Here is a 24,248-nt window from a genome sequence, read left to right as displayed (position 1 = left end):
AAGCGGGGGAACGTATCGAGATCAAGCGCGCTGCACTCGGCCCCGCCTCACCCTCGGCCGCTGCGCTCTCCGCCAGCGTCTTGCCACCCAACGCATTACCTGATAGTAATGCATTACCAAAAGGTAAGACTTAAAGGAGCCTCGCATGCCGACCGTCGCCAAGACTCTCACCATCCCCCGCGACCCAGCCGCCGTATGGCGCCAGTTCGCCACCCAGGACGGCCTGCGCAGGTGGTTGTCGCCCGACATCACCATCGACCTGCGCCGCGGCGGCGCCTACCGCATGCCGGGCGCCGACGGCGAGACCTGGATCAGCGGCGTCGTCCTGGAGTTGGAGCCCGAGCGACTCTTCGCGCTGTCCTGGCTCGAAGAGGACGCCGGATGGGTCCACCCCGGTCGGCTGACCATCACGCTGGATGGGACCGCCTCCGCGACCACCGTCACGCTCACCCATGACGGCTTCGCCGGCATCGGCACGCCCACCTGGGAACGGACCGAGGCGGCATACGAGCGCGGTCTCGAGCGGCACCTGATCCTCGAACAGCTCCGCGACTCGACCGTGGCAGCCTGAGCCCATGCCGGACGTCATCGATCCGTTTCGCGCGATCGCAGACGCGACACGGCGTCGGATGCTCGACCTGCTCGCCGAGCGGGGCAGTCTGACGGTCGGGGAACTCGCCACCGAGTTCCCGGACCTGGTCGCCTCCGGCATTTCCAAGCACCTGATGACACTGCGCGCGGCCGGCTTGGTGCGAGCACGCAAGGACGGCCGCAACCAGCATTACGAGATCGACCGCGACGGCTGGCGCGCCGCCTTCGACCCGTGGGTGCACCGGTATGACGCCTACTGGTCGTCCGCGCTGGAGCGCCTGTCCGATGCCGCGACCGACGACGCATCCGACTGATCCCTCCCCTTCACCGAGCGGACAACATACAAGCGAGAGGACACGAAATCCGGCGGTTCAGACCGCGGATTTCGTGTCCTCTCAGTGTGTTTCGTGTCCGCTCGGTGAAGAGTGGACGTGCTGCTCCGGTGTGGGAGCTACTTGGTGAACTTGACGTTCAACAGCAGTCCGTCGCCCTGCTTGTGCTTGACGATGATCTGCGTGCCGGTCCCGGCGACCTGCACTGAGCCGGTCGGGTTCTGCGCCGACCAGTAGGCGTTCGTCCGGGAGTCGTCGAACATCCGGATGCCGGCCTTCTTGGGCATGTTGAGCGTGGTGCCCTTGCGGTGCAGCTTGAACTTGTCGGTCTTGTGCAGGCCGAACGTCGAGTCGTAGGCCTGGATCCGGTTGGAGGCGACCTCACCGGTCTTCCACACGACCGGCACCGGGTGCGCGTCGACCGGCAGGTTCAGGCCGTGACCCGGGTGCACCGAGGTGTTGTTGTCCTCGTACTCGTTGTCGACATACCAGACCAGCAGGCCGTCCTGGTAGGGGTAGTGCTCGACCCAGTCCGGCTTCTCCGGCGAGAAGCCGAAGTTGTAGGGACCAGTCTTGAGGGTCTCGTCATACCCGGAGTAGCGGCGCGACTCCGCCAGGTAGTAGTGCGTCGCCGTGACCGTGTTACTGCCGTCGATCCGAGTGAAACCATCTGCAGTCCATGCGGATTCGGTCGACTCGACGTCATCGGTCGTGGTGGTGCCGTCGATGGTGACCGCGAGGTCGTCGAGGAACGCACCGTCGTTGTGCACGCCACCGTCGGTCTGGTAGGCGAAGCGGAAGAGGACCTTCTTGCCGACATACGGGGCCAGGTCGAAGTCGACCGTGGTCCACTCCTTGTTGGTGCCGGTGACACCGTCACCGACGTTGGTCCAGGTGGACCCGCCGTCGGTCGAGACCTGTCCGTAGAGGAAGTCGTAGTCCTGCTCGATGTCGTACCACGCAGCGGCCGACACCGACGCCGACGTCGCACCGGTGAGGTCGATCTCGCGGGACAACGTGGTGTTGAGGTCGTCGGCGCTGCCGCTCCACCACTCGTAGGAGCCGGACTTCGGCTTGTTGTAGTCGGTGGTGATCTGCTTGTCCGGCAGGCTGACCGCGAGTGCCTGCGGCTCCTTGCGGTTGTCCATGTCCGCCGGGCCGAGGTGCACCTCGGTGTCGTCGCCGAACTTCACGGTCTGCACGTCGCTCCAGCCGAGCTGGACCTTGGACCACGCGTCCATGTAGCCGGGCGTGGTGCCGATGGCGTCCTCGCCGTGGTTCAGCCACGAGCCGCTGCTCATCAGGCTCCAGAAGCCGACCGTGTTGTCGCCGCCGCCGGAGGTGTCGTAGAGGTCGGGCAGACCCAGGTCGTGGCCGAACTCGTGCGTGAAGACGCCGAGCCCGCCGTTCTCCGGCTCGGTGGTGTAGTCCGACACCCAGATGCCGGTGTCACCGATCTGCACGCCGCCGGACTTGTTGCCCGCGGGGCCGGTGGTGCCGTAGCCGGTCTGCACCGCCCAGCGGTGCGACCAGATCGCGTCCTCGCCCTCGGCACCGCCGCCGGCCTCTTCGCCCTCGCCGGCGTGCAGCGCCTCGTAGTGGTCGATGTAGCCGTCGGGCTCGTCGAAGTCGCCGTCACCGTCGTAGTCGTAACGGTCCCAGGTGTCGAACTGCTGCAGCTCTTCCTTGATCTCGTCCTTGGTCTTGCCGGACTCGATCTGCTTGTTGTACCAGGAGGTCAGCGAGTCCTCGACGAACGACCAGTAGCCCTCGGCCTCGCTGGTGCCGTCACCCTTCACCGGGTTGTGGCCGTAGCGAGCCTCGTTGTAGGGCACCTTGACCCAGTCGCTCACCGTCGTCGAGACGTCGAAACGACCCAGCGACTGGTCCTTGTAGAAGTTCTTGAACGACTCGCCGTCACCGTTGAACAGCTCGTCGAAGTGGGCCTGGTCGAAGTTCTCGACCCAGTAGGTCGAGTTGTTCTTCGACCGGTCCGGCTTGGGGATCTGGTTGTGCAGCGGGCCGGCGCTGCCGCCGGTCTCCGGCTTCGTCTTGTCGCCGAACTCCGCCAGAGTCGTGAAGATCTTGGTCGACTGGTTCGCGTCGTACTGGACGTACTTGCCCTTCTTGGGCTTGGCGCCCTTGCCACGCTTCTTGCTCTGTGCGGCGGACTCCGGGGCCTGCAGCTCGATGACCTTCTTGCCATCGATCGTCTTGACCTTCGCCTCGCCCTTGATGAGCTTGTTGACGGCGGCCTGGCGCTCGGCGGCTTGCCGCTCCGCGCGCGGGTTGGGCAGATTGTCTGAGCGGTGGGTCATGCCGGGTCCGGCCGCGGGCACCGCCTGCGCATCGGCGGGCTGGGTGAGCCCGGTGATGGCGAAGGACGCCGTGGCGGCGAATGCCGTCGCTCCGGCGACCGTCTTGAAGACGCGTCTTGTCACTGTTCCTCCAACTGAAAATGAACCGCCTCCAACGGGGATGTAGAGGTGGCCGAGGACAGCCTTACTACTTCTGTGCAAATCCGCGGCACAACATCAGGATCCTTTAAGGTTCTTATGCTTTGCCTTGACCAATCCTTTACCTATAGGTCGGCCGATAGGGTCGCTGGTATGACGGAAAAGACCCCAGAAGTGAGCTCCCCCTACGGCACCGGAGCCCAGGCAGCCCCGCAGCGGCGGGTGCGCGTGCCCCACCTGCAGGCCAAGAAGGCCAAGGGCGAGAAGTGGGCGATGCTCACGGCATACGACATGTATGCCGCGGAGATCTTCGACGAGGCCGGCATCCCCGTGCTGCTGGTCGGGGACTCCGCAGGCAACAACGTCTTCGGCTTCGAGACGACCGTGCCGGTGACCGTCGATCACCTCGTGCCGCTGGTGCGTGCGGTCAGCACGGCGACTTCGCACGCGATGGTCGTCGCCGACCTGCCGTTCGGGTCCTACCAGGCGAGTCCGCAGCAGGCGTTGGAGACTGCCGCACGGATGATGAAGGAAGGCCTGGCCCACGCGGTCAAGCTCGAGGGCGGCAAGCCGATGGTGCCCGAGGTGGAGCTGCTGGTGCGCGCCGGCATTCCGGTCATGGGGCACATCGGTTTCACCCCGCAGAGCGAGCACGTCCTCGGCGGCTACCGCGTCCAGGGCCGCGGCGACGGCGCCGAGCGACTGCTCGAGGACGCGCTGGCCCTGCAGGAGGCCGGCTGCTTCGCGGTCGTGATGGAGATGGTGCCGGCGCCCGCTGCGCGCAAGGTGACCGAGGCGCTCGACATACCGACCATCGGCATCGGCGCCGGTCCGGACTGCGACGCGCAGGTGCTGGTCTGGCAGGACATGGCCGGTTTGCGGGGCGGCAAGGCACCGCGTTTCGTCAAGAAGTATGCCGATCTGCGCGGCGAGCTCGGGCGCGCGGCGCAGGACTACGCGCGTGAGGTCGCGTCCGGCGAATTCCCTTCGGCCGAGCAGAGTTTCGAGTCCTGAGCGTGTGGTGGTCCGTGTTCCTTCCGGGGCACGGACCACCACATGACCGCGGCCGCCAGCAACCCGAAGACTCCCGACACCACGATGCCGGCAGCGAGGGCGGCTGCCGCCGTCACCAGCGACAGGACCGCGGGTCCGAGCGTCGCTCCCGCGTCGGACAACTCACGCCAGATGCCCAGGAACTGTGCCCGGCCTACCGACGGCGAGAAGTCGGCGCCGAGGGTCATCACCATGCCCGAGCCGATGCCGTTGCCGAAGCCGAGGACACAGGCCACGATGCACAACGGCACCGCACCGCCGGTGAGCGGGATCGTCATCATCGACACCCCCATGACGAGCATCGACGGCACGGTGACCCAGCGCCGGCCGAATACATCCATCACCTTGCCCGCGGGATAGAACACCAGCATGTCGATGCCGCTGGCGATGCCGGCGATGACCGAGATCGTCTGCGCCGACAGGCCGAGGTGCTCGGCCCACAGCGGGATGACCGCCTGCCGGGTCGCGCGGATCATGGCGACGAGCAGGATGCCCATGCCGACGGTGAGGAAGATCCGTTTGTAGTCGCGTGCGACGCCACGCACGGTGACGGTGCTGGGATCCGCACCGGACTCCGTGCTGTGCGCCGGCAGATCCTGCAGAGTCCCGCCCGCGATGCCTGCCACGACCAGCGCGACCACGCAGACGGCATACGCCCCGTGCAGGTGCCACACCCACATGGCAGCAGCACCGATGAACGGGCCGAGGAACATCCCGACGCGCATCACTCCCCCGAGCGTCGACAGCGCCCGCGCCCGGTAGCGCGCGGGCACCGCTTCGGTCAGGTAACTCTGCCGGGCCAGCATGAAGACCGAGCCGCTGATGCCCATGAGGAACGCGCCGATCCCGAACAACACCAACGAATTCGCCGTCATGCAGAGCGCGGCGGCGAGCGCACCGACTGCTGCCGCGCCGATGATCGCGTGCCGTTCGCCGTACTTCGCGGTGAGCACCGAGCTGGGCACGTTGAACAGCAGCGAGCCGATGTTGAGCAGGGTCACCATGAGAGCGGCTGTGGCGACCGACCCACCGAGATCGCGAGCGGACAACGGGACGACCGGGAGCATCGCGCCCTCGGCCACGCCAAAGAGCAGCGAAGGACCGTATGCCGGGATCGCCAGTCGCTTCAGGTCGAAGTCCGGCGTGTTACTCATGATTTTCGTTCAGGGCAGGCACAGGAGGCTGGTGATGCGTTGGTGCTGCAAGGAGCTTGTGACTCGCAGCCCATCGCGTCATGTACCTCATTGTTAACCAGTCTAACGACTTCGCCGACAGCCCCGATCTGCCGTGCTGATCGGAACGTGATCCCGTCCGGCATGGTCGCGGCGATCGCGCTCCGGCGGCGTCGAGGTAGGGATCACGAGCTCCAGCATGCTAGGAAGACCTACTCGGCGGCACTGGATCGTGCGATGAGGCCGTCGAGTGCAGCCATCGCATCGCCGAGACCGAACATCTGCAGTGCCTTCTGCATCTCCATCGACCCCATGATCCGCAACACCGCCGGATCGTCCTGGACCAGCGCGGCTTCCTTCGCCGGTAGGCGCTCGGCCAGAGTGTCGACCAGCACAGAGCCGCCGACGATCGGATGGTCCAGCCACTCGTCAACGGACGACGTCCGTGACAACGGTCGCACCGGTTCATTGCCGGCCAGCGAAATCCTCTGTGCGGCAACGATGTCGTGCGCGTTCTCGCCGATCTCGACCCTGTAGTCGCCGGCCGGCACGACCCAGTCGTGATCACCGACGTCCCAATAGGCGAAGGCTCGATCGTCCAGCGTCAGGGTCACCTCACGGGACTCCCCCGGCGCCAAATCGACGGACTCGAACGCCCGCAGCTCTCGCACCGGTCGATGCACGGGTCCGGCATCCGTTCCGACATACAGCTGCACCACGTCCCGTCCGGCCAGGTCTCCGGTGTTCGTCACCGTCACTGTGGCTGTTGCGGCCGCATTGCCGGTCACCTCGACGCGCAGGTCGGTGGCCGCGAAGGTCGTGTAGCTCAGCCCGTGACCGAACGGGTAGCGAACCACGGTCCCTGTGCTCTCGTAACCGCGGTAGCCGACGAAAACGCCCTCGCCGTAACGCACTTGCAGGTGATCACCCGGAAAGTTCAAATACGCGGTCGTATGGCGCAACTCCTTCGGCACCGACTCGGCAAGGTGCCCGGAGGGGTTCGCCGACCCGAAGAGCAGATCCGCGGTAGCGCCTCCGCCGGCCTGGCCGAGCAGGAAGCAGTCGAGTATCGCCTCGACGTCCTCGTGCCACTCCTCCACGGTCACGATGCCGCCGTGCGACAGGACGACCACCGTGCGCGGCGCAATCTGCGCGACCGCCTTGATCAGCCGAATCTGGTCCGCAGGCAACGAGAGCCGGTCACGATCGAATCCCTCCGACTCCTCATGGTCCGGCAGCCCGACGAAGAGCACCGCGACGTGCGCGCCCGACGCGAGCTGCACGGCCTCGTCGAGCAGCCGGTCGGCGTCACCTGACCCGTCAAAGGTGAATCCCGGTGCGAAATCGACGGTTTCGGCGACAGCGCCGATCTCCTCCAATGCCGAGTCGACCTCGGTCGCATTGATGTGCGAGCTGCCACCGCCCTGGATCCGCGGAGTGCGCGCGAACTCACCGATGACCGCGATCCGCTCCGTCGGCTGCAACGGCAGCGCAACACCGTCGTTCTTCAGCAGCACCGCACAGGATCGCGCGGTCTCCCGCGCAAGCTGATGATGGGCGTTCGCGTCGAAGTCGGCAGCCTGCTCGGCAACCCACCCACGCAGCGCGAGCACTCGGCCGACCGCTCGGTCCAGATCAGCCTCGGCGAGGCTCCCGTCGGCAACCGCCGCCGTGATCGCCTCCACAGCCGCTTCGGACGGACCGGGCATCTGCAGGTCGAGCCCGGCCGCCACAGACGCCACCGGGTCACACGTAGCGCCCCAGTCGGAGACCGTCGCACCGTCATACCCCCACTCGTTACGCAGCAATGTCGTGAGTAGCCAAGGGTTTTCGGTCGCGTGCAGCCCACCGATCAGGTTGTATGACGCCATCACCGTCGCTGGTTGCGTCCGCTTGACCACGGCCTCGAAGGCCGGCAGGTAGATCTCCCGCAGGGTGCGATCGTCGACGGTCACGTCCACCCGCATGCGGTCCGTCTCCTGATTGTTGGCGGCGAAGTGCTTGACCGAGGCACCGACGCCGGCGCCCTGCTGTCCTTCGACATGCGCGACACCCAATTCGCCGGCAAGGAGGGGATCCTCCGAGTAGTACTCGAAGTTGCGCCCGCACAACGGCGACCGCTTGATGTTGACTCCTGGCCCCAGAACGATGTCGACGCCCAGCGAACGCGCCTCTCGCGCAACGCTTTCGCCGATCCGACGCGCGACCTCTCGGTCCCAGCTGCAACCCACCGCAACAGCCGGCGGATAGCAGGTCGCCGGCGAAGCAGAGTTGAGGTCGAGCCCCTCACCGATCGCGTGCCGCACCCCATGGGGTCCGTCGGCGACCTGCACGCTGCCGATCCCGTGCTCGGACGCGTCCATGGTGGTCCAGAAGTTTTTGCCGACGAGCAAGCTCGCCTTCACCTGGACCGGGATCGTGCTCAGGTCCACCTCGGCCACCTCTGGTCGGGACCTCGAGACGCTCCTTCGTCGCTCCTCGGCCACCTCTGCATCTCAGTGACCGGTGAGGTGTTCGACGGCGAGCTGGTTGAGCTTGACGAAGCCGTAGTCACGCTCGGCCGCCTGCTGCACGTCGAAGCCGTCGTCGGTAGCCAGGAAGTTGGTCAGCGACTCCCCTGCCGCCAGGGTCGGCTCCTGGAGCGAGGCGACTCCGGCATACTCCATCGCCTCGGTGACCCGCGGGTCGGCGCGGAAAGCCCGTGCCTTGTCCGCCAGGTGCAGGTAGGTCGACATGCACGCAGCGGCCGAATCCCACACTCCCTGCATGTTTTCGGTGCGCGACGGCTTGTAGTCGAAGTGTCGGGGACCGGTGTAGCGCGGTGCGTCAGGCTGTCCCGGGAAGCCGTTCTCGAGCAGGTCCACGGTGAAGAACGCCGACAACAGGTCACCGTGCCCGAAGACCAGGTCCTGGTCGTACTTCAGGCCCCGCTGGCCGTTGAGGTCGAGGTGGAAGAGCTTGCCGCTCCACAGCGCCTGCGCCAGCTGGTGGCTGTAGTTGAGGTTGGCCATCTGCTCGTGCCCGGTCTCCGGGTTGAGGCCGACGATGTCGCCGTTGTCGAGCTCGGCGATGAAGGCCAGGGCGTGCCCGACGGTCGGCAGGAAGATGTCACCACGCGGCTCGTTCGGCTTGGGTTCCAACGCGATTCGCAGGTCGTAGCCCTTGTCCTTGATGTATGCCGCGACGGTGTCGATGCCCTCCTTGTAGCGCTCCAGGGCGGCATAGACGTTCTTGCTGCCGTCGTATTCGGCGCCTTCTCGTCCGCCCCACATCACGAAGGTGCTCGCCCCGCACTCGGCGGCGATGTCGACCGCGCCGAGGATCTTGCGCAGCCCGAACCGGCGCACACCGCGGTCGTTGCTGGTCAGCCCGCCGTCCTTGAACACCGGGTGGGTGAAGGTGTTGGTCGTGACCATCTCGATGGTGATGCCCGACTCGTCGCAAGACTTCTTCAGCGCCTCGACGCGGGACCGCTTCGTGGCCTCGTCGGCGTCGAAGTCGAAGACGTCATTGTCGTGGAAGGTGATGCCCCAGACGCCGAGCGCCGCCAGCTCCTTGACGTAGTCCCACGGCTCGAGCGGCGTGCGCGACGCCGTGCCGAAGGGGTCGACGCCGGTCCAGCCGACGGTCCACAGACCGAAGGAGAACCTGTCGTCGGGTGTCGGGGTGAGTGCCATGGGGATGCCTGCTTCCTGGTTGTGGTCCATCAAGTGTGTATGCCGTCAGGGCGTGTGCGCCACGGACACCGGGGTGTCCAGCACACGGCCCTCACCGACGACGCGCTCCGTGCCCTCGATCCGGAACCGGCCGATCAGCGGCAGCGCGTCGCTCGCAGTGCCGATCGCCACGTCGATGTCCCCGGGTTCGACGATCCGAGTGCCGGACAGTCCGGTGAAGGACGTGCGCTCGGCGTGGATCTCGAACGTCACCCGGGCCTCGGCGCCGGCCGCCAGGTCCACCTTGGCGAACCCCGCGAGCCATTTCATCGGTCGCGTGACCTGCGCGACCGGGTCGGACAGGTAGAGCTGCACCACCTCGGCGCCCGCTCTCCCGCCGGTGTTGCGCACAGTCACACCCACCTGCACGGTGCCGTCGGTCGCGATCGACTCGGCCGAGACGCGCAGGTCGGTCACCTCGAACGTCGTGTAGCTCAGCCCGTGTCCGAAGGCGTATGCCGGGCGCGGGTCCAGGTTGGACACCCCGTCATCACCGATCGCCAGGGGCGGTCCGAGGTAGGTGCCCGGCTGACCACCGCGCAGGGCCGGCAGCGCAACAGGCAGCTTGCCGCTGGGGTTGACCCGCCCGGACAGGACTCCGGCGATCGCCGCGCCGCCCTCCTCGCCCGGCATGAACGCCTGGACGATCGCAGTAGTTCGTTCGACGAATTCGCCCACTGCATAAGGGCGTCCGGTGACCAGCAGCAGCACGACAGGGACACCGAGCTGGTTTGCCTCGTCCAGGACGGCATCGACGAGTTGCCCCTGCGCACCCGGCAGCGCGAGGTCGACGACATCGCACCCTTCGCCTGAAGTCCCGCGGCCGAAGAGCCCGGCCAGGTCTCCGACGGTCAGCACCACGACATCGCTCTCCCGCACCACCTCGAGCGCCTCGGGCACCCCGGACAGGTCGGGGTCGGTGAAGTCGACTCCGCGTGCGTGCCGCACTGTCGCCGCCGGGAACTCGTCCGTCATCGAGTCGACAAGGTCCGTGAGCTCGATGCCTGCGCCGTGCTCGGCGTATCGGGAGAGCACGTGATTGGGGAAGGTGTAGCAGCCGAGATAGGTCCGTGGTTGGACCGCCGACGGGCCGACGACCCCGATCCGCTGCGGTATGTCCGCGAGCGGCAGAGCGTGAGACTCGTTGCGCACCAACACGATCGACCGCTCGGCCATCGTGCGCGCGAGAGACCGATTGCCGTCGCTGTCCAGCCTCGTCGTCGCCGCTGCCCGCGGCACCGGCGCCCAGTCGTGATCGAGCAGGCCGAGCGCGACCTTCTGCCGCAGCACACGGCGCACCGCACGATCGAGCACGTCCTCACCGAGCCGACCCGACTCCACGGACTCGGCCAACCCGAAGAACGCACTGGTCTCCGGCAGCTCGACGTCCATCCCGGCGGACAGCGACAACACCCCGGCCTCGTCACGGGTCGCAGCGACCCGGTGCATCGACTCCAAGAACGTGACGGCCCAGTAGTCGGACACCACGGTGCCTTCGAATCCCCAACGATCACGCAGGATTCCGGTCAGCAGCCGGTATGACGCCGCCGGCGGCTCGCCGTCCAGGTCGGCATACGAATTCATCACCGATGCGACGCCGCCGAGCCGGACCGCCATCTCGAAGGGCACCAGGATCACGTCCTCGAACTCCCGTGGGCCGATCGACACCGGGGCGTGGTTGCGTCCGGCGCGGGAAGCGGCATACCCGGCGAAGTGTTTCAGGGTCGCGAGGGCGCCGCTGTCCTGCAGTCCGCGCACGTAGCCGACACCGAGGGTGCCGGTGAGGTAGGGGTCCTCCCCCATCGTCTCCTCGACCCGTCCCCACCGGTAGTCACGCACGACGTCGAGCACCGGCGACAGGCCCTGGTGCACGCCAACTGCCTTCATGTCACTGCCGATCCGACGTGCCATCGACTCCACCAGAGCAGGCTCGAACGTCGCACCCCAGGCGATCGCCGCGGGGTAGCAGGTCGCTCCGAGCGTCGTGAATCCGGTCAGGCACTCCTCGTGCGCGATCGCAGGTATGCCGAGCCGCTGCTGGTCGATCACGAACTGCTGCAACGTGCCCAACCGTTGCGCCCCGGTCGCCGGTGACACCGGGGCCGACCCGAAGACACGCGTCAGCTGACCCAGCCCGTGCGCGGCCGTCGCTGCCAGGTCGCGTCGACCGTCCTCGAACGCAGACTGCATCGGCGCGACGTCCCCGCCGGACCCGCCCTCGCCCGTGGCCGAATCCTCCGGTGGCCGCGGCCAATAGGAGCCCAGTTGCGCGGCCTTCTCGACCACGGACAACTCGGCGAGCAGCGCTTCCACCCGCTCGTCGACCGGGCGTGACGGATCTGCCCAGACGGGGTCCGGGACCTGTTGTTCAGCTGTCATCGTTCACTTTCCGAAGCCGGCGGTCAGGCCGGCAACAAGTTGCCGTCGTCCGATGATGTATGCCGCCAGGATCGGCAGGCAGGACAACACGATCGCCGCGAGCACGGCCGGGATGTCCGAGTTGAACTCACCCTGATAGCTCCAGAGCGACAGCGGCAAGGTCTGCACATTGGAGCTCTGCGTGAGGATCAACGGGAAGAGGAAGCCGTTCCAGCAGTTGAGCGCGTCATAGATGGCGACCGTCGTGATGGCGGGCCGCGACAACGGCAGCACCAGGCTGACGAAGATCCGCCAGTCGCTCGCCCCGTCCGCGTGCATCGAGTCGTAGAGCTCGGTGGGTATGTCGCGCAGGTAGTTGACCAGGATCAGCACGCTGATCGGGATCGCGAAGGCGATGCCGGGCAGGATCAGCGCCGGCAACGTGTCGTAGAGGTGCAGCTGCACGATCAGGTAGTAGACCGGCACGATGGTCGCCTGGATCGGGATCGCGATGCCCAGCAGGAAGACCCGCTGGGACAGCCGGGAGATCCGCGACGAGCGTCGCACGATCACGTAGCTGGCCATCAGCGAGACGATCACTGCGACGGCGACCGTTGCCACCGCCACGACCAGGCTGTTGACGAAGTAGCGCAGGAAGTCGTTCTCCAACACCGTGCGATAGGCACGCAACGTCGGATCCGTCGGAATGCCAAGGGCATTCGAGTCGTAGTAGTCGGCCTGCGACTTCAGGCTGGTGATCACGACGTAGTAGATCGGACCGATCGTCAGGATCAGCCAGACGAATCCGAGCAGACCACCCAGCACGTTGGGTCTCCCGCGGCGCGGTGCCCGCACCCGCGGCCGTGCAATGCTCGCCTCGGCCATCACATTCCCTCCATCTGGCTCTCCATGCGGTCCGATCCGCTCAATCTGTTCAGCACGAGCGAGAAGGACAGCCCGAGGACGATGAGGATGACCGCGACCACGCTGGCGATGCCCATCTGGTTGCTCTTGAAACCCTCGAGGTACATGTCCACCGGCAGGATGCGCGTCGCATCGCCCGGCCCGCCGTTGGTCATCACATAGATCAGGTCGAACGCTGTCAGCGTGCCGACGATCATCAGGGTCGTGCTCGTCACGATCGTGTATTTCAGCTGCGGCAGCGTGATGCTGAAGAAGCAGCGGACGCGACCGGCACCGTCCAGCTGTGCCGCTTCGTAGAGCGACTTGGGGATCTGCCGGGCTCCGGCCTGGTAGAGCAGCGAGTGGAACGGGATGAAGCACCACGACACCACCGCGATGACCACCCAGAACGCCAACGCCGGGTCACCGAGCCAATCCTGTTGCAGGAAGCCGAGATGCAGTGCGTTGGACAACCCGAAATTGGGGTCCAGCAGGTTCTTGAACGCGATGCCGATCGCTGCGGCGGAGAACAGCAGGGGGATGAAGTAGAGCACCGAGAAGACGGCACGGTAGCGCTGTTGCCCCGCCATGAAGACTCCGAGCAACAGGCTCAGCGGGAACTGCACCACGAAGGTCGCCACGCACATCAGGATCGTCAGCCACAGGGCGTGGTAGGTGCTGTCGTCCTGCAACACCGTGCTCCAGTTGTCGAAGCCGGAGAACGTCGGACTGCCCAGACCGTTCCACTTGCAGAAGGACAGCACCACAGTGCCGACCAGCGGCACCAGACCGAACACGGCGAAGAAGACGGCCGCCGGAGCCAGCATCCACAGACTCGGGCCCTTGCGGCTGGCCTTCGGCTGCTGGCCGCCGCCGGCTCCACGCACCCGCTCACGTGGGGAGCGGCCGGGCCCGTCGTGGACGGGTCCGCCGGCCGGTTCACCAGCAGGTTCACCGGCTGATTCACCGTCGATGCCCTGCTGGAGCAGACCCTCGGCCCGTGCCGATGCCGCACGGGATGTCGGACGGTCCGCCGCGGCCGCGGCAGTCCCGCCCGAACTCATTTGATCGTGCCGTTCATCGCCGAGATGAAGTCCTTCGCCGTCGCCTTGCCCAGGAAGAACGCCGACAGCTTCGCCAGCACCGTCTGCGCCTGCTTGTCCGAAAGCGCCTGGTCCCAGGACAGTTGGAAGCTCTTGGCGTTCTTGGTCTGGTTGTAGGTGAAGAGCAGGAAGTCCTTGTCCTTGCTCGCTTCGAGCTTGCTCTCGATGTTCTGGACCGCGGGGATCAGGCCCATGTCGATCAGCTCGTCGCAGGCCTTGTCGTCCAGGTTGTACTCATCCAGGAACTTCGCGGCCAGGTCCTGGTCGTCCTTCGACGCCTTCGACGACACCGAGAAGTAGTTGGCCGGGTTGCCGTAGACGTTGCTCGGGTCGCCCTTGCCGCCCTCGACGCTCGGGAACGCGAACCAGCCGAGGTTGCCGTCGTCGACCCACTTCTTGGCGTCGGTGGTGAAGGTGGTGTAGACCCAGTTGCCCTGCAGCAGCATCGCGGCCTTGTTGGTGTAGACCAATGCGGCGTCGGCGTTGTTGTCGGCCACCACGGAGCCGAACTTGTCACCGAAACCGCCGGCGTCGATCAGTTCCTTGAGCTTGGCGAACGCCTTGCTGAAGGCCGGGTCCGACCACGCGCCCTTCTTCTGCTGGAACGCCTTGTTGAACGCCTCCGGGCCGCCGATCCGATCCACCAGGAACTCGATCCACATCAGCTCGGGCCACTGACTCTGCCCGGCGAGCGCGATCGGCAGGATGTTCTTGGCCTTGAGCTTCTTCACCGCGTCCAGCAGCTCGCTCCAGGTCTTGGGGACCTCGACGCCGGCCTCCTTGAAGAGCTTCTTGTTGTAGTAGATGAGCTCGGGCTGCGAGTTGTTGATCGGGACGGCATACACCTTCCCGTCGACCTTGCCGACGTCCAGCACCGACGGGATCGCCCGCTTGCTCAGGGTCGGGATCTTGTCGGTGAGATCGACGACGTCCTTGCTGGCGACGTAGTCCTTCAGCGTGCCGCCTGCCCACGAGTAGATCAGTGTCGGTCCGTTGCCCGAGCCGACCGAGGTGCGGATCTTCTGCTTGTAGGAGTCGTTCGCGAAGTACTGGACCTTGAACTTGTGGTCGGGGTTCTTCTTGTTCCACTGCGCGAAGGTGTCGCGGAAGACCTTCTCCGGTCCTCCGGTCAGCGCCCAGGCCGAGAGCCCGCCACCACCGCCGCCACCGGCGCCTTGACGACCCCCACCACTGCCACAGGCAGTCAGGGCGAACAGGGGCGCGGACGCGACCGCACCCATCAGAAGCTGACGACGGGACACGGACATGTAAGACTCCTTCGTGGGTTCCGAAACTTTCGGAAACGTTTCGGTTCAGGTTAATCTAAGTCCGGCGTGATCGGGGGGTCAAGCAGTTTGGACGAAAGAAGGTGTGGCAATGGGTGCGACGCTGCGGGCAGTGGCAGAGGACGCGGGGGTCTCGCAGTCGACCGCTTCGAAGGTGCTCAACGGTCGAGCGGACGTGAGCTCGAAGACCAAGGAGCGCGTGCTGCGGTCCGCCGCGGACCTCGGCTACAACGCCCGGCGGCGTGCCCGGCACCGCGCCAACTCGGTCCTGATCCTCTTCGACGACCTGATCAGCCCCTACTCGCTGTCGGTCCTCAGCGGCGCGACCGAGGCCGCCATGCGATTGGGTCAGTCACTCGTGGTCGAGCGCATGCTCACCGAGGACGGAGAGTTGCAGGGGCTGACCAAACCGTGGTTCGACACGGTCTCGGCCCGCGGCATCGGTGCGTTGGTGACGGTCACCACGCCGATGACCGAGCGCGAGCAGCAGTGGTGTGCCGAGGCCGGCATCGCCCTGGTGGTGGTGGACCCGATCGGCGAGACCACCAGCTCGACCGTGTCGATCTCGGCCACCAACTGGGCCGGTGGCCGCGAGGCGACTCAGCACCTGCTGGACCTCGGGCATCGCCGGATCGGGTTCCTCAACGGCCCGCCCGCGTCACAGCCGGCACGCGAACGCCTGCACGGGTACACCAGCGCGTTGACCGATGCCGGCATCGCCTTCGATCCCGACCTGGTGCTCGGCGACGTCTACGCCGTCGAGCCGAGCCTGGCTGCCGCCCACGAGCTGCTCGCGCTGCCCGATCCGCCCACCGCCGTCTTCGCGTCCAGCGACGCCAGTGCACTGGGTGCGCTGCGCGCAGCGATGGAACGCGGTATGTCGGTCCCGCGCGACCTGTCGGTCGTGGGCTTCGACGACACCCTGATGGCGCGATGGGCGCCGATCCCCCTGACGACCGTCTACCAGCCGCTGGTCGAAATGGGCAAGGTCGCGGTGGAGCGCGTCCTGACACTCGCCGACGACCCGGATGCGTTCTCGCACCCGTTCCAGCTCGAGACACACCTGATCGTGCGCAAGACCACCGGTCCGCTGATCGGTCAGGCGACCGGCTGAGCGACCGCAGGCAGCGAGCGCTTCAGGAGCCGGAATGCCAATGCTGCCAACACGATTGCGCCGGCACCGGACAGGACCGGCACGGCATACGCCGCGTGCGCTCCCCACCGCTCGACGACCGCGCCGCTGAGCGCCGAACCGCCGGCCACGCCGACCAGCAGGCCGGTGAAGACCACGCCCATCGACTCGTTCACCTGACCGGGGCCGACGAGCGTCTGCGCCAGCTTCATCGTGGTGATCAGCGTCGGTGCCGTGGCGGCTCCGGCGATCATCAACACGACCGCCAGCGCTCGCAGGTCGTGGACCAACAGGACCGGAGCCTCCAGGACGCACATCGCGACCGTGCCGAGCAACAGCGCACGGGACAGCGAGCCACCGATCTCCTTGATCCCGAACACGATCGCCGAGGTGCCGGACCCGAGTGCGAAGAGGGCGAGGATCAACCCCGCGAGGTTGGCGTGCCCCTGCTCGGAGGCGAATGCCAACGTCACCACGTCATTGGCACCGAGGATGCCGCCGGTCAGCACCATGATCGCCGCGACGACCAGCACCGGCGGGTTGCGCAGCACGCTGGGTGTCACGACTCCCGCCACCCGCTCGACCGGTGGCTCGCTCGCACGTGCGCTGACGAAGATGACCGATCCGACGCCATACAGCACTGACGCGGCGATGAACCCTGCTTCGGGCGTGACCGTCGTGGCCAGCAGCACGGCGACCGCAGGCCCGACGACGAACGCGAACTCGTCCAGCACCTGCTCCAGCGACATCGCCGTGTGCAGCCGATCCGGTTGCCCCTGCAGCAGATAGACCCATCGCGCACGACTCATCGCGTCGGGCGCGGCCACGATGGCGGCAAGTGGGTAGGCGACGAACAACGTCCAACTCGGCGCGCCGGTCATCGACGCGATGACCAGCACCGCATCCCAGATGACGCCCCACAACGCCAGTGGAAGAGTCACCCTGCGCTGACCGAAGCGATCGACGAGACGCCCGACGCCGGCCGCAGTGCCGGCGAGCACCACCAGACCCGCGGCGGACACGCCACCGGCCAGCGAGTAGGAGTCACGGCGCCCTGCGACCATCGCCACGACCGCGACACCGAACATCGCGCCGCCCAGTCGGGCGATCAGCGAGCCGATGAGGAACCGACCCGCTTCGGGGGTCGCCAGCAGCGCTCGGTAGGGCTTCAGCAACGGTGGGCGCGAGCGCCGTTGCGGCTGCTCACTTCTCGCCGTTCCACTCCTTGTCCTCCTCGTCCCAGGCCGCCGTGCGCTCCGCAGCATGCTGCAACGCGTTACGCGCTTCGTCCTCGGTGTCGAACGGGCCGAGCAGTTTCGCCTTCGGGTCGGTCTGGCCGTCCTGCTCGACCTTGCTGGTGTCGACGTTGTACCAGTAGGCCATCTGCTGCTCCCTCGTCGTCGCCGGCGACGCCGGCGGATCGTTGCTCCTTAGACTGCAGCATATGTCCGCCACCAGCACTCCTGTTCGCGCCGGGCGCGTCGGTCCGCGACGCGCCGTCCCGGCAGCCATCGCCCGCCCCGAGTATGTCGGCAAACCCGCGCCGGCACCGTTCACCGGGTCCGAGGTGCACGACCCCGAGCTCATCGAGCGGATCCGCGTGTCCGCGCGGATCGCCGCACAGGCGCTGCAGGCGGCCGGAGCCGCCGTGCGTCCCGGTGTCACCACCGACGAGATCGACCGGGTGGGACACGAATTCATGCTCGACCACGGGGCCTACCCCTCGACGCTGGGCTATCGCGGCTTCCCCAAGTCGCTGTGCACCAGCGTCAACGAGATCGTCTGTCACGGCATACCGGACGACCGGCCGCTGGAGGACGGCGACATCGTCAAGATCGACATCACCGCCTACAAGGACGGCGCACACGGCGACAACTGCGCGACGTTCCTGGTCGGCGACGTCGACGAGGAGTCCCGACTGCTGGTCGAGCGCACCGAGGCGGCGATGCTGCGCGGCATCAAGGCGGCGATGCCCGGTCGCGAGGTCAACGTCATCGGGCGGGTGATCGAGAAATACGCCAAGCGCTTCGGGTATGGCGTGGTCCGTGACTACACCGGCCACGGGGTCGGCCCGGTCTTCCACTCCGGGCTGGTGATCCCGCACTACGACGCCGCTCCGGCACATGCCGACGTGATCGAGCCCGGCATGACGTTCACCGTCGAGCCGATGCTCAACCTCGGCACCCCGGAGTGGGACCTGTGGGACGACGACTGGACGGTCGCCACACGTGACCTCAAACGGTCCGCCCAGTTCGAACACACTGTGTTGATTACGGACAGCGGACCTGAAATTTTGACGTTGCCTTAATCTTCTTGACTGACGCACCCGCGAAGGAGTGAGAACCACCATGAGCAAGACCTACCCACTGGGCATCGATGTCGGGGGCACCGGCATCAAGGGCGCACCGGTCGACCTCGACGAGGGCGCCTTCGCCAAGGACAGGGTGCGCATCGACACACCGAAGGAGTCGACTCCGGACGCGGTCACCGACGTGATCGAGCAGATCGCCGACAAGTTCGCCGACGACATCGGCGATCAGCCGATCGGCATCACCCTCCCCTGCGTGGTGACCCACGGTGTGGTGAGAACCGCTGCAAACATTGATCGTTCGTGGATCGGCACCAACGTCGAGGATCTGCTCAGCAAGCGCCTCGGCCGTTACGTCACCGTCGTCAACGACGCCGACGCCGCGGGCGTGGGCGAGCTACGTTTCGGGGCCGCACGCAACACCGACGGCACCGTCCTGGTGTCGACCCTCGGCACCGGCATCGGTTCGGCCCTGCTGATCGACGGACAGCTGCTGCCCAACTCCGAGCTGGGCCACCTGGAGATCGACGGGCACGACGCCGAATCGAAGGCCGCTGAGAGCGCCCATGTCGAGGAGGACCTGTCCTGGGAGGACTGGGCGAAGCGCCTGCAGCGCTACTACAGCCACATCGAGGACCTGCTCTGGCCCGACCTGATCGTCGTCGGCGGCGGTGTCTCCAAGAAGGGCGACAAGTTCCTGCCGCTGCTGCACCTGCGGGCACCGATCGTGGCCGCCCAGCTGCGCAATGCCGCCGGCATCATCGGCGCCGCGTGGCTGGCCGTGCGCGATGCTGAGGTCAAGCGCCAGCGACCCTGACGGCCAGCGCAACAACACCCCCCGTGGGCGGATCCAGGAGGGCGTTGATGGGTCGGCCGAAAGACCGCCTGGTGACCCATCAGCTGTAGATCGTCGCCTTCTTGCAGTCGAAGCCAGGGTCGCGCGTCCCATCGACGAGGCACACTTCGAGCGTGTACTTGTGGTTCTCCGGCAGGTTCCAGTTGGCGAAGGCTGCGCTGCCGTGGAAACCGTTGCTGTTGTACAAATCGCGCACGATCTCGGTTCCGTCACTGCTCCAGACCCAGGCATGTACCCCGTGGCCGTCTGCGGCCCAATCGTTCACCCACAGCTTGTCGCCGTACGACTCGAACCATGCGGTGCCCTGCCCGTGGGTGGTCTTGACACCGCCGTTGGCGCGGGCCGCCGGGGCGCTGACTCCGGCGAGCGTCGCCCCCAGTGCGCTGGCGGCCAGCACACCGGCCGCAATCCTGCTGCGTTTCATCGTTCTTTCCCCTGAATGTGTCGGTTCCGACTGTGCCGGTTGACGAGACCGATGATGCCCACGGACACTTTTCACATCGGTTCATTCCCGCTATATCGGGTCGTGGGAGCAGCCTCGTGACGGAACGACAGGCTGCTTCGTCCACACCAGCACAGCCATTCAGGTGGGATCCGGTTCGTGCAAGCCCAACCTGCGTCGGTTGCACACCCCGGCTATTCGGCCGACGACGTGTGGGAGAAACGGGCGCGCACTGTGGTGACGGCCGACTTGGGATCGCGCATCGTCGCCTTCGCCGCCGGCACACCGCGCTTGAGTGCGGTGCGCACCTTGGGCAACGCCGTCGCGAAGGCCGGGTAGAGCGGCGACAGCGGCTTGTCCCAGGTGCCGATCAGCAGGTCCTCGTGCTTGCTGAACTGCCGCTTGAAGTCGGAGATGCCGTCGTTGAGCAAGCCGTTGAAGTCGTAGCGTGAAACCCCTTGCGCCTTCACGTGTTTCATCGCGTGGAACTTCAGGCCGTAATTGAGCCGCAGCTTCATGCCACGCGGGGAGACCCCGCCATACAGCTCGAACGCGGTGGTGTCGGAGACGACCAACCAGACGAAGGCGACGACATCATCGCCCTCCCAGGCGACGACGAGTTGTGAACGCTCGCCCAGCTCGTCACGGATCGCCCGGTGGTAGGCGTCGTCGTGCACCGCGAAGCCCGCGCGCTTGCCGGTCTCCTTGTTGATCGCGAGCACCTGCTCGAGGTCGGACTCCGAAGTCACCACACCGAATCGGACGTTCTCGGCACGGAACGACTTGCGGACGTTCTGCCGCGTCGAGGAGTTGAAGGCCTTCAGGATGTCGTCCTCGTCCGGCGTCAGGTCGACGACGAGCGTGCGCGGGATCAGGCCGGTGTTGGAGCTGCGGCGGAAGCCGGCGCCGGCGACCGCGGCAAGCCACCCGGCCGGTGCAGTGCGCTCGATGGTGGCAACCTCGTCGTCCGAAACGCCCTTGGGCAGAGGGGACTTCGGGTCCGCCCAGTCCGGCTCGATCGTGAGGCCGACCGGTTTGCGGGTGGCCTTGACGTGCTCGGCGATCGCACGCAGCACCTCCCCACGGGCCGGCTCGTCGGCCACCGGGCCGCGCGGGATGTAAGCCAGCGACTTGAACGGCGGAGGCAGGCGGCGGTAGAGCACCTGGGCGGCGCCGACCTGCACACCGTCGGCGTCGTGCACGAGCAGCCGGTCGGCGCTCCATGCATAGCGGGACTTCACCTCACCCCAGCCCCACAGCTGGAGGGGATGGCCACCGGCGGACAGAACCGCGCGGTCCCAGGTGTCACGGTCACGGCAGGCGGTCACTCGCAGGTTCACGGCCACCAAGTTACCTGGCCGGACGCATCACACGGACAGCGTGCCGTGCGCGTGCAGGTCCCGCACCGGGATCCCGCCGTCACGCCCGAAGCCGCCGATGTGCCGCAGGTAAATCTGTCGACCGGCGTCGGTCAGCAGCGCGTCGTGGATCGGCAGCACCGCCGACGGGCCGATGCGGCGGACGAACTCGACCGTCTCCTTCACGGCGCACCACGGAGCGTTGACCGGCACACCGAGCAGGTCAACGTCGCCGGGGACCTCGGCATCGAGCGCGTCGCCCGGATGGAAGAAGGACGGCTCACCGGCAGCGGTGAGGTAGAGCCCGACATTGCTGATGCCCGGGACGTATTCGGTGATCACCGCGTGCCGGGACCCGGCCGCGGTCACCGTCAGGTCCGCGAAGCGGAAGTGGTCGCCCGCCTCGGTGCGAGTCACCGGGATCTCCTCGCGAGAGACGATGTCCGCGGTGTCGCTGTCGGCATACAGGCTGGCGCCGGGGTTGTTCTTCAGCAGTGCCGGGAGTCGCTCCGGGTCCAGATGATCAGCGTGCTGGTGCGTGACGAAGATCGCGTCGAGCTCCGTCACGTCCTCGAAGCTGGAGAAGGTGCCCGGATCGATGAGGACGCGGCCGCCGCCGGCTTCGACCAGGACACAGGAATGACCGAGAAGAGTGAGCTCCATCTGCACACCGTATGACGCAGCGGGCCCGGCCACGTAGCATGTGCGAACGTGAAGTTCCTCGGTGACCGCCCGCCATACGACCTGACCTACAACGACGTCTTCATGGCGCCCTCCCGCTCGTCGGTGACCAGCCGTCTGGACGTCGACCTGACGACACCGGACGGAGTCGGCACCACCATCCCGCTCGTCGTGGCGAACATGACCGCGATCTCCGGGCGGCGGATGGCCGAGACGGTCGCACGCCGCGGAGCGATCGCGGTGCTGCCGCAGGACATCCCCGAGCATGCGATGCGCGAGACGGTGGCCTATGTGAAGGCGCGGCACACCGTCTTCGAGACACCGGTGACCGTGCACGCGGACGAGCCGGTCGGCAACGTCCTGGCCCTCATCGGCAAGCGGGCGCACCGCACGGCGGTCGTGGTCGACGACGCGCGGGCGCCGATCGGGCTGGTGACGGAGCGGCACTCGCGACGGGTGGACCGCTTCGCCACCGTCGGCGAGGTGATGACCCGGGAGCTGTTCACCGTCGAGGACGGCGACGACCTCAGCTCGGTCTTCGACTCCCTCACCGAGCACCACTTCGAGCTCGCGCCCGTCGTGCGCGACGGCGAGTTGGCCGGTGTGTTGACCCGCCAGGGCATCCTGCGTTCGACCATCTATCAGCCTGCCGTCGACGGCGACGGGAAGCTGCGCATCGGCGTCGCGATCGGCATCAACGGCGACGTGCGGGCCAAGGCCACCGCCGCGTTGGCAGCCGGTGCAGACGTGCTCGTGGTCGACACCGCGCACGGTCACCAGGACAAGATGGTCGACGCGCTGGGTGTGGTCCGCGCGGCGCGCGATGAATTCGCAGCCTCGTCCGGGGTGCGGGTGCCGATTGCCGCCGGCAACGTCGTGACCGCCGACGGCGCACGCGACCTGGCGACGGCGGGTGCCGACATCATCAAGGTCGGCGTGGGTCCGGGCGCGATGTGCACCACCCGGATGATGACCGGCGTCGGTCGCCCGCAGTTCTCCGCGGTGCTCGAATGCGCAGCAGCAGCAACCGAACTGGGCGCCGCGGTGTGGGCCGACGGTGGAGTGAAATATCCGCGCGACGTGGCCTTGGCGCTGGCTGCCGGTGCGGGCTCGGTGATGATCGGCTCGTGGTTCGCGGGCACCTGGGAGAGCCCCGGCGACCTCAACACCGACGCCGACGGCCGCCTGTTCAAGGAGTCCTTCGGGATGGCGAGCGCGCGTGCGGTCAGCGGCCGCACGCAGGCCCGTGGCGAGTTCGACCGCGCCAGGTCAGCGCTCTTCGAGGAGGGCATCTCCTCCTCGCGGATGTTCCTCGACCCGGCCCGTCCGGGCGTCGAGGACCTCATCGACTCGATCATCGCCGGTGTGCGGTCCAGCTTCACCTACGCGGGCGCCCGAGACATCGCGGAGTTCCGCGAGCGTGCGCTGGTCGGCGTCCAGAGCGCCAGCGGGTATGACGAGGGCCGCCCGCGCGAGACATCCTGGTAAGCCCCCCAAGACATCCCGGTGAGCCGCCTGCGGCCCACCATTCTTCGTCAGTGACGGCTCCCTCGCCGAGTGACGGTCGTATCCGACCGTCACTCGGCGAGGTCGCCGTCACTCGGCGGGGTCACGTTGGGGCCAGCAGATCGTGCGCCACACCAGGTTGGGGCCTGCTGATGGTGCGCTCGGCCGCACTATCTGCCGGACCTTGACCGGCAATGTCTCTCCACTATGTGCCGGACCGACGGGCGAGCAGGAAATCCCGCAACCCCGACAGATCATCGGTGTCGATCAGGTCGACGCCGGCATCCAGCAGCGTTGACCACACGGCGGACCGGGCCCGCCCGGGTCGGTCAGGCGTGTCCCAGAAGCGGACCCGCTGCCCCCGCGCGTGCGCGTCCGCCACGAATGCGTCCAGCAACTCACGCTCACGCCTCGGCATCGGATGCTTCCCCCGCCAGGAGAACAGCTCGGTCCAGCAGTCGCTGCGCAACGGCATCACGTCGGCCGGTATGTCGAGACCCGTGGCCCGCACCCGTCCGTCGGTGGCGGTCCAGCGCGTCGGGGCGGCATACACGGTGCCGGAGAGGTTGCCGCTGAGCACCACGGCCACTCCCCCGGGCATGAAGTGACCGTCACGCCAGTGACTGACCATCCCTTCGTATGACGCCAGCAGCTCCTCGATCACCGGACGGGACCGGTCCGCGTCGCTCTTGACGTCGAGCACCAGTTGCAGCGGCTGGTCGAATCCCTCGTAGACACAGCCCCTTTCAGCAATCAGCGACGCGAGCGGATCCAGGTAAAGCCGATGAAGCTGCCGCCACGGCATCGGCACGCTGTGCCCGACGAGCACCTTGCCGCGGACCGCCCACACGTCGACCTCGATGCTGGTGAACCCGGCCGCGAGCGCGTCCCACAACGGATGCCGATGCCGGGAGTCGGCGTGCGCGTGCGCGTGGGGCAGCGGCGTCGTGGCCGCGACCTGCCGCGAGCGTGCGGCGCCGTCGAGGGACGTCATA

The 24,248-nt window shown here is 67.0% G+C and carries 21 protein-coding genes; 7 read left to right on the top strand and 14 right to left on the bottom strand.

The features are described 5' to 3' along the window. Positions 1 to 145: 145 nt before the first annotated feature. Both ACSZL9_RS12075 and ACSZL9_RS12070 read left to right on the top strand, forming a co-directional pair. Complete coding sequence (locus tag ACSZL9_RS12075; protein WP_446665738.1) at positions 146 to 571, top strand: SRPBCC family protein; 426 nt, start codon at positions 146 to 148, stop codon at positions 569 to 571. 4 nt (positions 572 to 575) lie between these two features. Continuing rightward, positions 576 to 905 (top strand): ArsR/SmtB family transcription factor, encoded by a 330-nt coding sequence (locus ACSZL9_RS12070; protein ID WP_446665737.1) that lies wholly within the window; start codon positions 576 to 578, stop codon positions 903 to 905. 137 nt (positions 906 to 1,042) lie between these two features. On the opposite strand, the gene ACSZL9_RS12065 is transcribed toward ACSZL9_RS12070, so the two are convergent. Then, positions 1,043 to 3,364 (bottom strand): immune inhibitor A domain-containing protein, encoded by a 2,322-nt coding sequence (locus tag ACSZL9_RS12065; RefSeq protein ID WP_446665736.1) that lies wholly within the window; start codon positions 3,362 to 3,364, stop codon positions 1,043 to 1,045. Positions 3,365 to 3,532: 168 nt separating this feature from the next. Between ACSZL9_RS12065 and panB the strand changes: the two genes are divergently transcribed. Beyond that, on the top strand, positions 3,533 to 4,393 hold the full coding sequence (gene panB, locus ACSZL9_RS12060; protein WP_446665735.1) for a 3-methyl-2-oxobutanoate hydroxymethyltransferase: 861 nt from the start codon (positions 3,533 to 3,535) through the stop codon (positions 4,391 to 4,393). Here panB and ACSZL9_RS12055 read toward each other — a convergent pair. The 7 genes from ACSZL9_RS12055 to ACSZL9_RS12025 form a co-directional block, all read right to left on the bottom strand. Next, positions 4,333 to 5,586, bottom strand: coding sequence for an MFS transporter (locus ACSZL9_RS12055; RefSeq protein ID WP_446665734.1), 1,254 nt, complete (start codon positions 5,584 to 5,586; stop codon positions 4,333 to 4,335). The two genes, panB and ACSZL9_RS12055, sit on opposite strands and share 61 nt — an antisense overlap. Before the next feature lie 230 nt (positions 5,587 to 5,816). Beyond that, positions 5,817 to 8,036: a beta-glucosidase gene (locus tag ACSZL9_RS12050; RefSeq protein WP_446665733.1), complete on the bottom strand. Its 2,220-nt coding sequence runs from the start codon at positions 8,034 to 8,036 to the stop codon at positions 5,817 to 5,819. 63 nt (positions 8,037 to 8,099) lie between these two features. Next, a complete protein-coding gene (xylA, locus tag ACSZL9_RS12045) occupies positions 8,100 to 9,281 on the bottom strand; it encodes a xylose isomerase (RefSeq protein WP_446665732.1) in 1,182 nt (393 codons plus the stop codon). Positions 9,282 to 9,326: 45 nt separating this feature from the next. Continuing rightward, positions 9,327 to 11,699: a beta-glucosidase gene (locus tag ACSZL9_RS12040; protein ID WP_446665731.1), complete on the bottom strand. Its 2,373-nt coding sequence runs from the start codon at positions 11,697 to 11,699 to the stop codon at positions 9,327 to 9,329. 3 nt (positions 11,700 to 11,702) lie between these two features. Further along, positions 11,703 to 12,563: a carbohydrate ABC transporter permease gene (locus ACSZL9_RS12035; RefSeq protein WP_446665730.1), complete on the bottom strand. Its 861-nt coding sequence runs from the start codon at positions 12,561 to 12,563 to the stop codon at positions 11,703 to 11,705. Then, entirely contained in the window at positions 12,563 to 13,645 is a 1,083-nt protein-coding gene (locus tag ACSZL9_RS12030) for a carbohydrate ABC transporter permease (RefSeq protein ID WP_446665729.1), read from the bottom strand. Before ACSZL9_RS12030 ends, ACSZL9_RS12035 begins: the two co-directional genes overlap by 1 nt. Next, a complete protein-coding gene (locus tag ACSZL9_RS12025) occupies positions 13,642 to 14,952 on the bottom strand; it encodes an extracellular solute-binding protein (protein WP_446665728.1) in 1,311 nt (436 codons plus the stop codon). The genes ACSZL9_RS12030 and ACSZL9_RS12025 overlap by 4 nt, the downstream gene beginning before the upstream one ends. A gap of 109 nt (positions 14,953 to 15,061) precedes the next feature. Between ACSZL9_RS12025 and ACSZL9_RS12020 the strand changes: the two genes are divergently transcribed. After that, on the top strand, positions 15,062 to 16,084 hold the full coding sequence (locus tag ACSZL9_RS12020) for a LacI family DNA-binding transcriptional regulator (RefSeq protein WP_446665727.1): 1,023 nt from the start codon (positions 15,062 to 15,064) through the stop codon (positions 16,082 to 16,084). Here the strand turns inward: ACSZL9_RS12020 and ACSZL9_RS12015 are convergent. Both ACSZL9_RS12015 and ACSZL9_RS12010 read right to left on the bottom strand, forming a co-directional pair. Continuing rightward, positions 16,069 to 17,277: an MFS transporter gene (locus ACSZL9_RS12015; protein ID WP_446665726.1), complete on the bottom strand. Its 1,209-nt coding sequence runs from the start codon at positions 17,275 to 17,277 to the stop codon at positions 16,069 to 16,071. The genes ACSZL9_RS12020 and ACSZL9_RS12015 overlap by 16 nt on opposite strands. A gap of 28 nt (positions 17,278 to 17,305) precedes the next feature. Beyond that, the gene (locus tag ACSZL9_RS12010) at positions 17,306 to 17,485 is read right to left on the bottom strand and encodes a methionine aminopeptidase (protein WP_446665725.1); all 180 of its coding nucleotides are present in this window, start codon (positions 17,483 to 17,485) and stop codon (positions 17,306 to 17,308) included. Between the two features lie 61 nt (positions 17,486 to 17,546). Between ACSZL9_RS12010 and map the strand changes: the two genes are divergently transcribed. Together map and ppgK are read left to right on the top strand one after the other, a co-directional pair. Next, entirely contained in the window at positions 17,547 to 18,410 is an 864-nt protein-coding gene (map, locus tag ACSZL9_RS12005) for a type I methionyl aminopeptidase (protein WP_446665724.1), read from the top strand. A 40-nt stretch (positions 18,411 to 18,450) separates the two neighbouring features. Then, positions 18,451 to 19,227, top strand: a complete 777-nt coding sequence (ppgK, locus tag ACSZL9_RS12000; protein ID WP_446665723.1) for a polyphosphate--glucose phosphotransferase — start codon at positions 18,451 to 18,453, stop codon at positions 19,225 to 19,227. Positions 19,228 to 19,306: 79 nt separating this feature from the next. Here ppgK and ACSZL9_RS11995 read toward each other — a convergent pair whose 3' ends face one another. The 3 genes from ACSZL9_RS11995 to ACSZL9_RS11985 form a co-directional block, all read right to left on the bottom strand. Then, complete coding sequence (locus tag ACSZL9_RS11995; protein ID WP_446665722.1) at positions 19,307 to 19,690, bottom strand: hypothetical protein; 384 nt, start codon at positions 19,688 to 19,690, stop codon at positions 19,307 to 19,309. Between the two features lie 212 nt (positions 19,691 to 19,902). After that, the gene (locus ACSZL9_RS11990) at positions 19,903 to 21,048 is read right to left on the bottom strand and encodes a lipid II:glycine glycyltransferase FemX (RefSeq protein ID WP_446665721.1); all 1,146 of its coding nucleotides are present in this window, start codon (positions 21,046 to 21,048) and stop codon (positions 19,903 to 19,905) included. A 27-nt stretch (positions 21,049 to 21,075) separates the two neighbouring features. Next, a complete protein-coding gene (locus ACSZL9_RS11985; RefSeq protein WP_446665720.1) occupies positions 21,076 to 21,729 on the bottom strand; it encodes an MBL fold metallo-hydrolase in 654 nt (217 codons plus the stop codon). Between the two features lie 48 nt (positions 21,730 to 21,777). On the opposite strand from ACSZL9_RS11985, the gene ACSZL9_RS11980 reads away from it, so the two are divergent. Beyond that, a complete protein-coding gene (locus ACSZL9_RS11980) occupies positions 21,778 to 23,235 on the top strand; it encodes a GuaB1 family IMP dehydrogenase-related protein (RefSeq protein WP_446665719.1) in 1,458 nt (485 codons plus the stop codon). Positions 23,236 to 23,458: 223 nt separating this feature from the next. Here ACSZL9_RS11980 and ACSZL9_RS11975 read toward each other — a convergent pair whose 3' ends face one another. Then, on the bottom strand, positions 23,459 to 24,247 hold the full coding sequence (locus ACSZL9_RS11975; RefSeq protein ID WP_446665718.1) for a hypothetical protein: 789 nt from the start codon (positions 24,245 to 24,247) through the stop codon (positions 23,459 to 23,461). Position 24,248: the final 1 nt, after the last annotated feature.

Source organism: Flexivirga sp. B27 (genome assembly GCF_052905685.1).
This window is presented reverse-complemented; position numbering and strand designations above follow the sequence as displayed.

What these genes read in the sequence shown, in the direction of transcription:
- xylA (WP_446665732.1), bottom strand. Translation starts at nt 9,281, where the DNA reads ATGGCACTCACCCCGACACCCGACGACAGGTTCTCCTTCGGTCTGTGG.
- ACSZL9_RS12020 (WP_446665727.1), top strand. Translation starts at nt 15,062, where the DNA reads ATGGGTGCGACGCTGCGGGCAGTGGCAGAGGACGCGGGGGTCTCGCAG.
- ACSZL9_RS11975 (WP_446665718.1), bottom strand. Translation starts at nt 24,247, where the DNA reads ATGACGTCCCTCGACGGCGCCGCACGCTCGCGGCAGGTCGCGGCCACG.
- ACSZL9_RS12070 (WP_446665737.1), top strand. Translation starts at nt 576, where the DNA reads ATGCCGGACGTCATCGATCCGTTTCGCGCGATCGCAGACGCGACACGG.
- ACSZL9_RS12040 (WP_446665731.1), bottom strand. Translation starts at nt 11,699, where the DNA reads ATGACAGCTGAACAACAGGTCCCGGACCCCGTCTGGGCAGATCCGTCA.
- ppgK (WP_446665723.1), top strand. Translation starts at nt 18,451, where the DNA reads ATGAGCAAGACCTACCCACTGGGCATCGATGTCGGGGGCACCGGCATC.
- ACSZL9_RS12030 (WP_446665729.1), bottom strand. Translation starts at nt 13,645, where the DNA reads ATGAGTTCGGGCGGGACTGCCGCGGCCGCGGCGGACCGTCCGACATCC.
- panB (WP_446665735.1), top strand. Translation starts at nt 3,533, where the DNA reads ATGACGGAAAAGACCCCAGAAGTGAGCTCCCCCTACGGCACCGGAGCC.
- ACSZL9_RS12075 (WP_446665738.1), top strand. Translation starts at nt 146, where the DNA reads ATGCCGACCGTCGCCAAGACTCTCACCATCCCCCGCGACCCAGCCGCC.
- ACSZL9_RS12055 (WP_446665734.1), bottom strand. Translation starts at nt 5,586, where the DNA reads ATGAGTAACACGCCGGACTTCGACCTGAAGCGACTGGCGATCCCGGCA.
- map (WP_446665724.1), top strand. Translation starts at nt 17,547, where the DNA reads ATGTCCGCCACCAGCACTCCTGTTCGCGCCGGGCGCGTCGGTCCGCGA.
- ACSZL9_RS12025 (WP_446665728.1), bottom strand. Translation starts at nt 14,952, where the DNA reads ATGTCCGTGTCCCGTCGTCAGCTTCTGATGGGTGCGGTCGCGTCCGCG.
- ACSZL9_RS11985 (WP_446665720.1), bottom strand. Translation starts at nt 21,729, where the DNA reads ATGGAGCTCACTCTTCTCGGTCATTCCTGTGTCCTGGTCGAAGCCGGC.
- ACSZL9_RS12035 (WP_446665730.1), bottom strand. Translation starts at nt 12,563, where the DNA reads ATGGCCGAGGCGAGCATTGCACGGCCGCGGGTGCGGGCACCGCGCCGC.
- ACSZL9_RS12010 (WP_446665725.1), bottom strand. Translation starts at nt 17,485, where the DNA reads ATGGCCTACTGGTACAACGTCGACACCAGCAAGGTCGAGCAGGACGGC.
- ACSZL9_RS11995 (WP_446665722.1), bottom strand. Translation starts at nt 19,690, where the DNA reads ATGAAACGCAGCAGGATTGCGGCCGGTGTGCTGGCCGCCAGCGCACTG.